The organism is Dinghuibacter sp., assembly GCF_035492835.1.
Lineage (GTDB): Bacteria > Bacteroidota > Bacteroidia > Chitinophagales > Chitinophagaceae > Dinghuibacter.
In genome coordinates this window covers 1-14,588 of the sequence record NZ_DATJIY010000120.1, presented here as the reverse complement: position 1 = coordinate 14,588, position 14,588 = coordinate 1, and the positions used below count along the sequence as shown (strand labels likewise).

The 14,588-nt window shown below is 57.5% G+C and carries 10 protein-coding genes; 6 read left to right on the top strand and 4 right to left on the bottom strand.

Annotation, left to right across the window (positions count from 1 at the left end; genetic code table 11):
- Positions 1-77 precede the first annotated feature (77 nt).
- The 4 genes from VL547_RS11115 to VL547_RS11100 all read right to left on the bottom strand — a co-directional run bounded on the left by VL547_RS11115 (position 78) and on the right by VL547_RS11100 (position 4,362).
- A complete protein-coding gene (locus tag VL547_RS11115) occupies positions 78-1,358 on the bottom strand; it encodes an ABC transporter permease (RefSeq protein ID WP_325577741.1) in 1,281 nt (426 codons plus the stop codon).
- A complete protein-coding gene (locus VL547_RS11110) occupies positions 1,355-2,290 on the bottom strand; it encodes an ATP-binding cassette domain-containing protein (RefSeq protein WP_325577740.1) in 936 nt (311 codons plus the stop codon). The genes VL547_RS11115 and VL547_RS11110 overlap by 4 nt, the downstream gene beginning before the upstream one ends.
- 101 nt (positions 2,291-2,391) lie before the next feature.
- Entirely contained in the window at positions 2,392-3,951 is a 1,560-nt protein-coding gene (locus tag VL547_RS11105) for an NAD(P)/FAD-dependent oxidoreductase (protein WP_325577739.1), read from the bottom strand.
- A 3-nt stretch (positions 3,952-3,954) separates the two neighbouring features.
- Positions 3,955-4,362, bottom strand: coding sequence for a DUF3127 domain-containing protein (locus tag VL547_RS11100; RefSeq protein WP_325577738.1), 408 nt, complete (start codon positions 4,360-4,362; stop codon positions 3,955-3,957).
- Between the two features lie 564 nt (positions 4,363-4,926).
- Between VL547_RS11100 and dnaA the strand changes: the two genes are divergently transcribed.
- From dnaA to VL547_RS11070, 6 genes are all read left to right on the top strand, one after another.
- Positions 4,927-6,360: a chromosomal replication initiator protein DnaA gene (gene dnaA / locus VL547_RS11095; protein WP_325577737.1), complete on the top strand. Its 1,434-nt coding sequence runs from the start codon at positions 4,927-4,929 to the stop codon at positions 6,358-6,360.
- A 117-nt stretch (positions 6,361-6,477) separates the two neighbouring features.
- On the top strand, positions 6,478-7,065 hold the full coding sequence (locus VL547_RS11090; RefSeq protein WP_325577736.1) for an RNA polymerase sigma factor: 588 nt from the start codon (positions 6,478-6,480) through the stop codon (positions 7,063-7,065).
- Positions 7,066-7,103: 38 nt separating this feature from the next.
- Entirely contained in the window at positions 7,104-8,270 is a 1,167-nt protein-coding gene (locus VL547_RS11085) for a FecR domain-containing protein (RefSeq protein WP_325577735.1), read from the top strand.
- 222 nt (positions 8,271-8,492) lie between these two features.
- The gene (locus tag VL547_RS11080; RefSeq protein ID WP_325577734.1) at positions 8,493-11,795 is read left to right on the top strand and encodes a SusC/RagA family TonB-linked outer membrane protein; all 3,303 of its coding nucleotides are present in this window, start codon (positions 8,493-8,495) and stop codon (positions 11,793-11,795) included.
- Positions 11,796-11,806: 11 nt separating this feature from the next.
- Positions 11,807-13,420 (top strand): RagB/SusD family nutrient uptake outer membrane protein, encoded by a 1,614-nt coding sequence (locus VL547_RS11075; protein WP_325577733.1) that lies wholly within the window; start codon positions 11,807-11,809, stop codon positions 13,418-13,420.
- Between the two features lie 60 nt (positions 13,421-13,480).
- On the top strand, positions 13,481-14,479 hold the full coding sequence (locus tag VL547_RS11070; protein ID WP_325577732.1) for an EndoS/ChiA family endoglycosidase: 999 nt from the start codon (positions 13,481-13,483) through the stop codon (positions 14,477-14,479).
- Positions 14,480-14,588: the final 109 nt, after the last annotated feature.

The following is a 14,588-nucleotide window of genomic DNA, read 5'->3' as shown; positions in this document are numbered from 1 at the left end:
CGCAAAACCCGGCAGAAAAACAGTCCACCCCCTCCGCCGGGCACGCCAAACACGCCAGCCACAAAACAAAAGCGAAACTAGCTTTTCTTCAACCCCCACCGCAGCATCTCGCGGAAGGTTACCTTCTTACCGTAGAGCAGGATCCCGGTGCGGTAGATCTTCGCGCAGAACCAGGTGGTGAAGATGAAACCCAAAATAAGCAATACCGCGGAGCAAAGGATCTGCCAGAGCGGGATCGTCGGGATGCCGTATGGAATGCGGCCCATCATGACGATGGGGGAGGTCAGGGGGAAAATGCTGCCGAATACGGCGATGCCGCTGTTGGGATCGGCGGTAGCCTTGGTCATGATGACTAGGCTGAAGACGACGATCAGGGTGATGGGCATGACCATTTGCTGGGCTTCCTGGGCGTCGTCGGATACGGCGCTGCCGACGGCGGCGAAGAGGGAGGCGTAGAGAAAATAGCCGCCGACAAAGTAGAAAATGAAGCTGCCGATGATCAGCCAGAAATTGAGGGCGCGGGCTTCGCGGAGGAGCATCCCGAGCATGCTGCCGGGGCCGGCGTTATGCAGGGCGCTGCCGATCTGGGGGAAGACGCTCGGTACGATCATCTGCAGAATATAGATCAGGACCCCCCAAATGACGAACTGAGTGAGGCCGACGGCGCCGATGCCGAGGATTTTGCCCGTCATGAGCTGGAACGGTTTGACGGAGCTGATAATGACTTCGGCGATGCGGCTCGTCTTCTCTTCCATGATACCGCGCATGACGGTGGTGCCGTAGATCAGCAGGATGAAATAGATCAGGAAGCCAGCGGTATACCCCACGCCACGGGCGACGTCGGAGACGCTTTGGCGGGATTCATTGCCGATGGTGGCGTTTATATTGATGTCGGGCGTGAGCTGTTTGATCCTGGCGGGGTCGATATGGGCGGCTTCCATCCGGCGGCGGCCTATTATGTATTCCAGGATGTTATTGAGGTCGGTTTGGGCGCCTGAACCGGCTTCGGACTTGCGGTGGAAACGGATGTTTTCAGGGTGGTCGACCGCGTCGGGCGGCACCATCAGGTAACCGTCAAACCCCTGCTTATCGTAGGTGGCGTCGAGTGAGGCGGCCTGGGTGGAGTCGAAGAGGCGGAAGCTGAATTCCTTTTGACGGAGGTCTCCGGGGCCGAATATCCCCGCCCGGTCGACCACGGCGACCTTTTGTTCGGTGGTATTCTTGCTGACGGAGACATATATGATGGCTACGTAAAAGCCGATGATGATGAGCGGGATGAGGATGGTGAGGAGCAAAAAGGACCTTTTGCTCACGCGGGTGATGTATTCCCGCTGGAATACGAGACCGGTCTTGTTCATGCCTGGAGGTTTTGGAACTGGCGTGCCAGCGGCGTGCCTTCGACCAGTTTAATGAAGATGTCGTTGAGGGAGGGGAGCATTTCCTGGAAGGAAACGATAACGTCGCCCCGTCCGATGAAGTAGCTCAGGATGTCGTTGGACGTATAACCCGGCTGGATGCGCAGGATCAGCGACCGCTCCTTGGGTTGCATGACCTCGAACGAGGGGTGGCTGGCGGGACGCAGCGGTCCGTTTACCTCCAGGTGGAATAGGTTTTCCTTGAAGTCCTGTTTGACCTGGGTGACGGTGCCGTCGAGGATCTTTTTGCCCTGGTTGACGAGGATGATGCGGTCGCATATTTCCTCCACCTGCTCCATGCGGTGGGTGCTGAATATAACGGTCGAGCCCGCCCTGGCCAGGTGATAGATCTCATCCTTGATCAGGTTGGCGTTGACCGGGTCGAGCCCGCTAAAGGGCTCGTCGAGGATGATGAGCTTGGGGTTGTGCAGGATGGTCGTGACGAACTGCAGTTTCTGGCCCATCCCCTTGGACAGATCCTGGGTCTTTTTGTTATACCAGGAGTCCATATCGAGCTTGTGGAACCAATACCGCACTTTTTCAGCGGCCTCCTGCTTACCAAGACCCTTGAGCCTTGCCAGGTACAGAGCCTGGTCGCCGATCTTCATCTTTTTATACAGACCGCGCTCCTCCGGCATGTACCCGATATGCACCAGGTCGTTTTCGGGATGATAGGGACGTCCGTCAAAAAGGATGTTCCCGCTGTCGGGGTAAAAGATGCCGGTGATCATCCGGAGCAGCGTTGTTTTCCCGGCCCCGTTGGGCCCGAGCAGCCCGAAAATGCTGCCCGAGGGTATCGAGAAGCTGATGTCATCCACGGCTTTCTGGGTGGCGTAGTACTTCTTTAAGTGTTGTACCTCGAGTATATGGCTCATGCTGATACGTTGGTGCCTCCAAGGTAGAGAATGTTACAGATCGGCGGGAAATTATTTGTCCCAGGGAAAAAGCGCGGTCAAGCGGTGTCTGTGAGGCGCGGTCAGCGCAGCGTCTGCGCGATGGCCACGGCGACGCGCTCCCCGTCCATGGCGGCGCTCACGATCCCCCCGGCGTATCCCGCGCCTTCCCCGCAAGGGTAGAGGTTGGCCGCCTGCGGGTGCGAGAGACGCATAGCATCCCGCGGAACCCGCACGGGGGAAGAGGTCCGGGACTCAGTCGCGACGATGACGGCCTCGTTGGTGAAATACCCGGGCATCTTTTTGCCGAAGTCGGTGAAGGCTTTTTGTAGTCCATGGTGTACATACGGAGGAAGTACTTCGGACAGTGAAACGGAGCGGATACCCGGCAGGTAGGAGCATTCGGGTAGCGTACCCGACACGCGACCGGATACAAAGTCGGCCATGCGCTGCGCGGGCGCTACAAGCGCGCCGCCGCCCGCGGCAAAGGCCGCCTGCTCGACGGCCTGTTGGTAACGGACGCCCGCGAGCGGCCCAAAAGCCGCATAAGGCGCAACTTGCGCGGATTCGATGCTGGTGACGATGCCGCTACAGGCAAACGGGTTGTTGCGTTTGGAGGGCGACCAGCCATTGACGACGATTTCGCCGGGTGCGGTCGACGCAGGGGCGATGATGCCGCCGGGGCACATACAAAAGGAGAAGACCCCCCGGCCTTCGACCTGATCGACGAGTGCGTAGGCAGCAGGTGGCAGGAAGGAATCGCGGACGGCACGATGGTATTGAATGCTGTCGATGAGCGCCTGGGGGTGCTCGATCCGGACGCCGAGGGCGAAGGGTTTGAACTCGATGGCTATACCGCGCGCGTGCAACAATTCGAAAATGTCGCGGGCGGAGTGTCCGCTGGCCAGCACGACGGCGTCCCCGGCAAAGTGGTCGCCGGTCGCGGTGGTGACGCCGCGGACGAGGCCGTCGTGGAGATCGAACCCCGTGACCCGTTGCCCAAACAGGAAGACGCCACCGCAATCCACGATCGTCTCCCGCATGGCCGTGATGATTTGCGGCAGCTTGTTGGTGCCGATATGCGGGTGGGATTCGTAGAGAATTTTTTCTTCGGCTCCAAACCGGACGAACAGTTGCAGGATACGGTCAATATCGCCCCTTTTGTTGCTCCGGGTGTATAGCTTGCCATCGCTATAGGTGCCTGCGCCGCCCTCGCCAAAGCAATAATTGCTGTCGGGGTCGACGACGCCCTCCTTGTTGAGCACGGCGAGGTCGCGCCGGCGGGCGCGGACATCCTTGCCGCGTTCTAAAAGAACAGGACGGATACCCGATTCGATCAGGCGCAACGCGGCAAACAAACCGGCGGGACCGGCGCCGATGATGACAACCTGTCGCGGAGACGTCCGCACGTCCTGAAAATAAAATACACCTCCGGGCCGGTCAGTGAAGGGTTCGCCGATAAAGGCCCGCACCGTCAGGTTGACCCAGGGCTGTTTCCCCCGCGCGTCGATGGAGCGTTTCAGGAGATAATAGCCCGTGAGCGCGGAACGCGGCTCGGCGGCCGCTTCGGAAATATGGCGGCTGATGGCCTCCCGGTCGTCGGCCTCGGATGGCAATACGCGGAGTGTGAAATCCCGCTGCATCCACTAAAACGGCAGGTCGTCGACGAAGTCGGGAGGCGCGGAGGAAGGAGAAGGGGCACTGTAATCCGGCATTCTGTCCGTGCCGGAACCGGAACCGGAACTGGAACCCGAGGTACCGAATTGAACTTGTTCAAGCCTCCATGCGTCGAGGTTGGTGATATAATTTACCCGGCCTTCCTTTTCCCAGCGGCTTCCTTTAATATTGAAAGAAACCTTTACCTCGTCCCCGATATTGAAGCGGTCGACGATGGAAACCCTGTCCTGCACGCTCTGGAACTTAATATAGTTGGTGATGGACCGGCCCCCGATGTCCTCTGTTTTCTCTATAACAAACTCCCTCGTTTTAAAGGTGCCCGTCCTCTGGACGGTGTCATATTTGGCCACTAGTTTGCCGGTGATCTCAAAGCTCATACAGGATGAATTTAAACCGCAAATATAACTTGTCACAAGGACAAAATTTTGTACTTTCCAATATCACTCGTCCTATGAACCCTTAACTGGTAGGTGCAAGACGATTAAGAGAAAGTTCTGCACATTCTACTACATGATTTTCACCTGTGTTTTCCGAACTTGCATGCTTTTTGCAAATCGAAAAAGAAGTCTGTCATAGGGGTTTGCCTTTCATAATCCTATTGTGCCGAAGGGGTGTATTCTGCTAAAATATTCGAGCGTGAAACATAAGCTGGATAAGGGTTTCGTGTGAACGGTCGTGTCGCGTGCGCAGGATACATGTGAATTGTACAATCAATTTTTTTTGTTGAAATCATATTCTGTGGTTAATGGGAAAAAAACAAGGCAGTAAAAATTTTTTTTTCAACAATTTCTTTTGATATTCGCTGTCCTGCTCAAAAAATCTTTATCGATGTAAGACGTCAAAAAAAAGGTATCTCCATTGCTAGGCTCAAAGGCTCAAAAGATGAATAAACGCCGGGTTCAAATATTATTAACTCTATTATAAAAATTGCTTAAGGTACAATGACGAAAACTTGCGATAAAGTTTGGGATACTTGTCTCTCCATTATAAAAGATATTGTAGAATGGCAGCATTTTAAGACTTGGTTCGAGCCGATTACACCGGTTGATCTGAAGGAGAATGTGTTGACGATTCAGGTTCCCAGCCAGTTTTTCTACGAGTACCTGGAAGAGCATTATATAGGGTTGTTGGGGAAGACGCTTAAACGGGAGCTGGGCAAGGAAGCCCGGCTGGAGTACCGGATCATGATGGACAGCGGCAACCAGGCCTCTAAACCGATAACGATGGATGTACCCGCGCAAGGGTATAAAACATATACCAACAACGAAATGGACTTTCCGCTGGTGATCAACAACCCGGTCAAGAATCCCTTCGTGATACCCGGGTTGAAGAAAGTGCAGATCGATTCCCAGCTGAACCCGGTATACACGTTCGACGCCTTTATCGAAGGCGACTGTAACCGCGTCGCCCGCCGGGCGGGCAAAACGGTCGCCGAAAAACCCGGCGCCACTTCTTTCAACCCGCTGGTCATTTACGGGGGTGTCGGGTTGGGGAAGACCCACCTGGCCCAGTCCATCGGCAATGAGGTCAAGCGTACCAATCCCAATAAAGTGGTCCTGTACGTGAGCTCCGAGAAGTTCATCAACCAGTTCACGGACCACAGCCGCAACAACGCGATCAACGACTTCATCCATTTTTACCAGCTCATAGACGTACTCGTGATCGACGACGTCCAATTCTTTTCCCGCGCGGAAAAGACCCAGGATGCCTTCTTTGCGATCTTCAACCACCTCCATCAAAGCGGCAAGCAATTGATCCTGACGTCCGACAAACCCCCGAAGGACCTGGATGGGGTACAGGAGCGCCTCCTCAGCCGTTTCCGCTGGGGCCTGAGCGCGGACCTGCAGATACCGGACTATGAGACCAGGATCGAGATACTGGAGCGTAAAATGAAGAACGACGGACTCGAAATGTCCCGGGAAGTGGTCAAGTACCTCGCCTATAACATCAGCAGCAACGTCCGGGAATTGGAGGGCGCGCTGATCTCCCTGCTGGCCCAGTCTTCCCTCAATAAACGCGAAATAGACCTCGAGCTCGCCAAGAAGGTGCTGCGCAATTTCGTCAAGACCTCCTCCAAAGAGATCACCATCGAGACCATCCAGAAAATGGTCTGTGACTTCTTCAACGTCCCATACGACAAGCTACTGGAAAAGACCCGGAAGCGGGAGGTCGTACAGGCCCGCCAGATCACTATGTACCTGGCCAAGATGTTCACCAAGAACTCGCTCAAGACCATCGGCGAGCATTTTGGCGGCCGGGACCACACCACCGTCATCCACTCCTTCCAGACCGTAAAGGACCTGATGGACACCGACCTCCTCTACCGGGAAAGCGTTATGGAGCTCCAGCAGAAGATACAGCTGGCCGCGATGTAGCGCCGCTCCGCGGCGCTGCCCGAAGGGCCATCATCAGCGGAGTAGCGGTGATGGCCTAAATTCTCCATTAAGGCCACCACCGCTACGCATTAAAGCTTTTTTAGTTAAACTTGTAAAGTGAATGCTTGCGATCAGCAGGAGCGAGAACTCCTTAGGCGGATGTCCAAGGGTGACCAGGCTGCCTTGGCGGCCATATACCAGCGATACAGCGCAGGCATATATCAATTTGTGCTCCGTTTTGTCAAGCTCCCGGACCTCGCCGAGGACCTGGTACACGATGTTTTCCTGAAAGTATGGGACAGCCGCGCGCGCATCGACCCGGATCAGTCATTTTCGGGTTATCTCTACCGCATCGCCCGCAACCACGTCTTTAAGACCGTCCGCCAGATCGCGGCGGACCGGGAACTCCGGAACCGGGTTTTGCAGGAGCTGGATACACAGCCGGCGGAGGCTTCCCGGCAGACGGCGGAATACGAACGTCTTTTCGGCCTGGCCTTGTCCAGCCTGCCCCAGCAACGTCGTAACGTTTTCCGGCTTTGCCGGGAGGAAGGCAAAACCTACGCGGAAACCGCGGCTCTCCTCGGTATCTCGCGTAACGCGGTCAAAAAGCATATGGTCTTATCCATGAGGGCCATCCACGAATTCATGGTGCGGAATGGGGACGTCACGATGGTGGCGCTGCTCCTCCTGACGCTGGCAGCCTGAAATTTTTTTTCCCGCAGGGGTACCCTATCCAGCCATTTTTGGATAGTATATATATGGGCTCCGACTATTTCCAAGACCTATTACAACGCTACCTGGACGGTGACTGCACTATCCGGGAGGCGGACGAGCTGTTTACCTGGCTGAACTCGGACGCGTCACGCCGGCCCATGCTCCATGCCTTGCAACGCGAGTTCAAGTCCCAGCTGGCTGATCCTTTGGCGGCCGACGTCAACGACCGGATCCGGAAGCGGCTGCTCGGCAATGCCCGCCGCCAACAGCCGGTCGTATACCGTCTATGGCCGGCGGCGGCCGCGGCGGCGGTACTGTTGTTGGGCGTCGGGCTGTATGCCTGGAAGCGGAACGCTTATCCGGCACACCTGCCGCCGGCGGCGCTTACGGCCGCGGCACCACACGATGTAACGCCCGGGGGCAACCATGCCGTATTGAAGTTAGGAGACGGGCGCGTCATTTCCCTGGATAGCGCAGCCAGCGGACAACTGGCTGCCGGCGTGGTGAAGGTCGGCGACGGACAGCTGGCTTACCGGAAACCGGACCGTGTGGAGGAAGTGAACGACGATATGCTGTCCACGCCCCGGGGGGGGCAGTATAAGGTGGTCCTTTCCGACGGGACCCGGGTGTGGCTCAACGCGTCCAGCTCCCTGGAATACCCCACCGCCTTTGGAAGCGGGGAACGCAGTGTTTCGCTGACGGGTGAGGCCTATTTCGAGGTGGCCACCGATAAGAAAAGACCCTTCCGCGTAACCGTAGGCGACATGACCGTAGACGTCCTGGGGACGCGGTTCGACGTAATGGCATACGGCGACGAGGCTCAAATATCGACGACCCTGCTGCAGGGAGGCGTGCGGGTATCGAAGAACGCCGCATCGGTATTGGTGGCGCCCGGACAGGCGGCCCGGCTGGAGACATCGACCGGTCAGTTGGGCGTAGCGGTTGCGGATACCGAGAGCGCGGTGGCCTGGAAAAACGGTTATTTCCGTTTCAACGGCGTGGACCTGCCGGGAGTCATGCGTCAGCTATCGCGCTGGTACGGGGTGGACGTGTCCTATAAGGGGGGCGGGGAAAAGACCTACGAGTTCGTGGGGACCGTAGCCAGGAGTGCAAGCCTGTCCAGCGTTTTGAAGGTACTCGAGATCAACGGGGTAAAAGTAACGATACAAGGAAAATCACTGATTGTAACGCCATAAACCAAACGACTATGCTTATGCCTATCTCCACCTGACCAGGGCGGGCGCCGAAAAAAAACCAGGGGCAATTCGACCTACCCCTGGCGGACGTTCGGGTAACCCGCAGTAAAAATCTACGTTCGATAGACTTCCCACATCATTAAACCCAAACCTTTTAAAGGTATGAATCTGCATGCAATTGGCAAAACGCCCGGGGCGTTTTGGACCAAAACACTGCTTGTCATGAAACTGACTGCCATTCTGTTATTGACAGCCGCTTTACACGTAAGCGCCACCGGCGTTGCGCAAACGCTCACGCTGCAAGAACGGAATATTTCGCTCTCCAAACTCTTTACGCTCATCCATCAACAGAGTGGTTATTCCTTTATCTACAACAACCAGCTCCTCAAAGGGGCGCCGAAGGTCTCCGTCCACGTCCGGAACGCCACTGTGGAGGACGTCCTGAACACCTGCTTCCAGGGGCAATCGCTAACCTTTATTATAGAAGACAAGATCATTACCGTCCGTCAGGGGGCTCCGGTCGCCCCGGACGCCCAGCCCCTGCCCCCGCAGACGGTCCGGGGAACTGTCCGGGACGAGAACGGCAAGGCGCTACCGGGCGCCACGGTCCTTCTGAAACCCGGACAGCACGGTACGCAAACCCTTTCGGACGGCTCCTTCGTCATCGACGGTATCTCCCCGGGCGTATATACCCTGGAGGTCTCCTACATCGGGTACGGTACCGAGACCCGGAGCGTCAGCGTCGACGGCTCGACGGTGAGCGTATCCATCGTCCTTCATCAAAGCAACCTGCACACGGACACCGTCGTGGTGACGGCGCTGGGTATCCGCCGGTCTTCCCGGTCCACATCCTATAATGTCCAGACGCTGACCTCCGCGGACGTCAACGACGTCAAGGACCCGAGCTTTGTCAACAGCCTCGAGGGCAAGGTCGCGGGCGCCACCATCAACCCGAGCGCTTCCGGCATCGGTGGCTCGACGCGCGTCATCCTCCGGGGGGTGAAATCGCTTACGGGGAACAACAACGCGCTCTACGTGGTAGACGGGATACCACTGCCGAACCTGTTTACCGGGCAGCCCAGCGGTTTGTTTGGCGGGACTGACGGCGGGGATGGCATCGCCAACTTCAACCCGGACGACATCGAGAGCATTTCGGTGTTGACGGGGGCCGCGGCGGCCGCGTTGTACGGCAACCAGGCCGCCAACGGCGTCATCCTCATTACGACCAAGAAAGGATCGGCTGGCAAAACGCACGTCAATCTCAATACGGGGGTCACCTATTACACTCCCTTCGTGCTGCCCAAATTCCAGAACACATATGGCGCGACGGCCCCCGGTGCGTATGACAGCTGGGGCGCCAGGCTCAGCCAGGCGTCTTCCTACAAACCCAGGGACTTCTTCCAGACGGGGGACAATTTCACCACCGCGGTCGACGTCTCCACGGGTACCGACAAGAGCCAGACGTACTTCTCCGCCGCCTCGGCCTCGGCAAAGGGTATCATACCCAATAACGACTTCAGCCGCTATAACTTTACGGCCCGTAATACCAGCAGCTTTTACGGCGACAGGCTGAACCTGGATGTGTCGGCGATGTACCTGGCGCAAAGCCAGCAGAACATACCTGGACAAGGGCAATACAACAACCCCCTGCTGCCCGTCTACCTGTTCCCGCCGTCCGAAAATATAGACTCCGTAAAAGATTACGAGCAGTACGATCCCTCCCGGAATTTCAAGGTCCAATACTGGCCCTACGGCGATCTCGGTTTCGAGGCGGAAAATCCCTACTGGATCATCAACCGCCAGATTTACACGACTAAGCGGGAACGCTTCATGGGCACTGTCGCGTTGAAGTACAATATCCTTCCCGGATTGAGCGTGACGGGGCGGTTCAAGTACGATAACGCCAATGATGTGACCACGTCGAAGCTCTACGCCTCCACCCTGGGTTTCCTGGCCGGTGGGCCCGACGGTTCATATTCGTACGGCACGGCCAACAACAAACAGTCCTACGCGGACGTCCTGGCGAACTACAACAAGCAATTCTCCGATTTCTCGGTCAACGCGACGCTGGGTGCAAGCATTATCGACAACAAAACCAGCAATTCCAGCGTGGGCGGCCCGCTCCTGACCGTTCCGAATTTCTTTTCGCTGACCAACATCAGCACGGCGAACCTGTCCGTCAGCCAGACATTACCGGAGGAAAACCAAACACAGGCGGTCTTCTTCAGCGGTACGCTGGGCTACAAACAACGACTGTTCCTGGATGTTTCGGCCCGTAACGACTGGTCTTCCGGTCTGGCTTTTACCAACCATGCGTCGATCTTCTATCCCTCCGTCGGGCTGTCGGACATCCTCTCCGACGAGCTGCGCATGCCTTCGTTTATCAGTTTCCTGAAGTTGCGGACGTCCTACAGCGAGGTAGGGAACGCGCCGTCGCCTTACCTCACCAACCCTGTCTATACCATTTCCAGTAATACGCTGACCAACTATACCACGGTGCCCTTCCAGACACTGAAACCTGAACTGACGGGCTCCTTCGAGGCGGGCTTCGACCTACGGCTGGCGAACAACCAGATCGCACTCAGCGCGACGTACTACAACGCCAGCACCCGGGATCAGCTGTTCACGGTGACGGTCCCGGCTTCCACGGGATATAGCGGCTATTATATAAACGCCGGCAAGGTCCGTAACGAGGGCGTGGAAGCGTCACTGGGCTGGTACGGCGGCCGGATCGGCGCGGTCAGCTGGACGCCCGGCTTTACCTTCTCACTGAACCGGAACAAGATCATCCAGATGCTGAATCCGTTCAAGGATCCCTTTACCGGGGAATTGACCTCCCAGGACAGCCTCGTTGCGGCCAGCTCGGGCTCGTATGAGATGATCCTGGCAAAAGGCGGCACCACCCAGGACATTTACGCGGAAGGGCTGCAAAAGGACGCCAACGGCAACCTCGTGACCGACGCTAACGGACTGCCCGTCGTCGACAACACGCACTTTAAAAAGGTCGGCCACGCTTCCCCTGACTTCAACCTGGGGTTCAGCAACGGGTTTGCCTATAAAGGTTTCAGCCTGAATTTCCTGGTCGACGCGCGGGTGGGCGGTACGGTCGTTTCCGCCACCCAGTCCATCATGGATTACTACGGCGTATCCAGAACCAGTGCGGATGCCCGCGACGCGGGCGGCGTGGAGGTCAACGGCACCAAGGTCAACGCCCAATCCTACTATAAGGTCGTAGCCGGGGCTTCCGGCGGTACCACGGGCGCGCTGGCGTTGTATACGTACAGCGCCACCAACGTCCGGCTGCGTGAATTGTCCTTCGGGTACACCTTACCCGGCAAATGGTTCGCGGACAAGATACAGGGCGTAAAAGTCGCCCTGGTGGCGCGCAACCTGTGGATGATCTATAACAAGGCGCCCTACGACCCCGAGTCCGCCGCCTCCACGAGCACGTTCTACCAAGGCTACGACTATTTCAACCAGCCCAGCTTACGGAACATTGGTTTCAACGTTAATGTATCCTTCTAAACCCAAGTACCATGTTTGCGAGATATATTCAAACGCTGACGTTGGCCGCTTGCGCCATCAGCTTTTTCCCTTCCTGTACGAAGAATTTCGACAGCCTCAATACCAACCCCAATGGGGTGACCGATTCCATGTTGCAGCTTGACCACGTCGGTCTGGGCGCGTTTTTCCCGGTCATCGAGAAGAACGTCATACCGGTGGGCGCCAGCACTGGGGACGGCTCGGTTTACCAGGTCGCGCAAAACCTCAATGCCGACCTGTTCTCCGGCTATATGGGCACGCCCACGGCTTTCGGCGGTGGCCAGAACAACTCCAACTACGCCCTCAATGCCGGGTGGGACAACGCTCCCTTCAGCGTGGGGTTTGGAACCGTGATGTCTAATTGGAACCAGATCCGTCTCCGCGCGTCCGTCTCGAACCCGGATTTCTACGCCGTGGCCAATATCCTGAAGGTGGCGGCCATGCATCGCATCACCGATGTATACGGACCCTTGCCGTATATCAATTATGGCTCGGGCGGTTTTTCGGTGCCTTATAATCCGCAGGATTCGATTTACTACGCGTTCTTCTCCGAATTGGATTCCGCCATTACGGCACTGACGGCCTATGTTACCGCTAACCCCGGCGCCAAGCCGCTCGCGGATTACGACCTCGTCTACGGCGGTAATTACGTGGAATGGATCAAATTCGCCAACTCGCTCAAGCTGCGGCTGGCTATGCGGATCGTTTACGCCAATCCTTCGCTCGCCCAGCAGGAAGCCGAGGCCGCCGTCAGCAACAGCTACGGCGTCATGACCACGAATTCGGACAACGCCCTGGTGTCCTCTGCCAATGGGATTACGATCTACAACCCGGTTTGGGTCATCGATTATAACTATGGCGACATCCGGGCCGGCGCCGTATTGGGGTCTTTCCTGAACGGCTACAACGACCCCCGGATGCCGACCATCATGACGGCTTCCACCACCTATCCGGGGCAATACCTGGGTATCAGGAGCGGCATCAGCATCCTGACGTCCGCGGATCGCACAGCCCGGGAAGGTTTCTCCGGTTTCAACCTGAACCAGAATTCACCGGTGCAATGGATGAACGCCGCCGAAGTCCAGTTCCTCCTGGCGGAGGGGGCGCTCCGGGGATGGAACATGGGCGGCGGCACCGCCCAGTCGTTCTATGAGAATGGCATCCAGCTGTCCTTTACGCAAGCCGGGGTGGGTACCGCGGCGGCCTACATCGCCGATGCGACGAGCACCGCCGCGCCGTATACCGACCCAGTCGACGCCGCCAACGACGAGCCGGCCGGTTCCCCCGACCTCAGTACGATCACCATCCACTGGAATGCGGGCGATACCTTCGAGCGCAACCTGGAACGGATCATCACGCAGAAATGGATCGCCATGTTCCCGGAAGGCGAAGAGGCGTGGGCGGAATTCCGCCGGACGGGTTATCCAAAGGTCTGGCCCGTGGTCGTCAACTATAGCCAGGGGACCATCAGCACTCAGGTGCAGATACGCCGGCTTCCCTTCCCCCAATCCGAATATCAGAATGACGCCGCGGCCGTCAATGCCGCGTTGTCGCTCTTGAGCGGGCCCGACAATGGGGGGACGAAGCTTTGGTGGGACGCGAAGTAGCGCGCCGTGCCCCGCGCTTCGCGGCTTCACCGCAACATAGCTAACCAAATTTTAATCAATATGAAACACCTGAAAACGATTGCCGGCGGCCTGCTGGGAGCGGGACTGGCCTTGATTGTCACCCCCGGTTGCCAAAAATCACTGGCGACCGGGGATGTCCTTTCCCCCGGTACGGCCGCCTTTTCCTCCGTCAGCGACTCGGCGCTGATCGCTTACAAAAACAGCGCCCACCATCCTTTTGTGGGATACCTGGTAGCGGATGGAAACGATCCCGCCGCGGCGGTCGATCCCGCCAACTCGCCGGACAGCGTCGACTTCCTGGAATTCTTTTCCGGCCGTGACGGGTACCGTCCGGACTGGCGCGCGGCGCAGGCCAAGGGCACGCGGATCGTCGTCTGCCACTTCGTCTCCGACGCCTACTTCGACGGCTCCGTCAACGATCCCAACACACCCGGTTCCACCAAAACGACACCCACCAGCACCAGCACGTACAACCACTGGGCCAGCGCGATGTACCAGCAGCACATCGTCCAGGACTCGCTGGATGGGATCGACATGGATATCGAGACGGGAACGCTGGGGGGAGAAGTGCCCAACGCCACGTGTCTAAAGAACCTGCTCATCTCCGTGGCGAAATACTTCGGTCCGAATTGTACGTCGGCGAACACCGTCATGGGTAAGAAGCCCGTCTTCTTTTTTGACACCGACGGCAGCGTGGGTGGCGGCGTCGACGGAAGCTATTACACGAACTACAAGAACAACTACGACTACGTATTGTTCCAGGCTTACACCACCGGCAGCCACTACTGGAGCGGCAGCGGCACGTCGAGCTTTGGCCCGCTGGTCACCGCCTACGGACTGAGCAAGCTGATCTTCCTCGTCAACGGCGACAGCTTCAGCCCCACCGACCCCACCGTCGGTAACGACCTGATCAGCTATGCCCAATGGGTAGTGTCCAATAACGGCGCAGGCGTCGGGGCCTATCGCATGAGCCGCGACTACAACGACGTTCCGTCGTTTACATACAGCCGCCAGGCGATACACATCATGAACCCATAAGGCGCCGCGCAAAAAATCGCCGCCCGCAACGGATACTGCCGCGTACGCCCGAAGCGCGTAGGCTCAAGACGAGGGGAGGGGTGCCTCTTTTTTCCCTGTTTTGCTGTGA

Excerpts from the sequence above, each read along its gene's own strand:
- VL547_RS11115 (WP_325577741.1), bottom strand. The coding sequence starts at position 1,358 with ATGAACAAGACCGGTCTCGTATTCCAGCGGGAATACATCACCCGCGTG.
- VL547_RS11110 (WP_325577740.1), bottom strand. The coding sequence starts at position 2,290 with ATGAGCCATATACTCGAGGTACAACACTTAAAGAAGTACTACGCCACC.
- VL547_RS11105 (WP_325577739.1), bottom strand. The coding sequence starts at position 3,951 with ATGCAGCGGGATTTCACACTCCGCGTATTGCCATCCGAGGCCGACGAC.
- VL547_RS11100 (WP_325577738.1), bottom strand. The coding sequence starts at position 4,362 with ATGAGCTTTGAGATCACCGGCAAACTAGTGGCCAAATATGACACCGTC.
- dnaA (WP_325577737.1), top strand. The coding sequence starts at position 4,927 with ATGACGAAAACTTGCGATAAAGTTTGGGATACTTGTCTCTCCATTATA.
- VL547_RS11080 (WP_325577734.1), top strand. The coding sequence starts at position 8,493 with ATGAAACTGACTGCCATTCTGTTATTGACAGCCGCTTTACACGTAAGC.
- VL547_RS11075 (WP_325577733.1), top strand. The coding sequence starts at position 11,807 with ATGTTTGCGAGATATATTCAAACGCTGACGTTGGCCGCTTGCGCCATC.
- VL547_RS11070 (WP_325577732.1), top strand. The coding sequence starts at position 13,481 with ATGAAACACCTGAAAACGATTGCCGGCGGCCTGCTGGGAGCGGGACTG.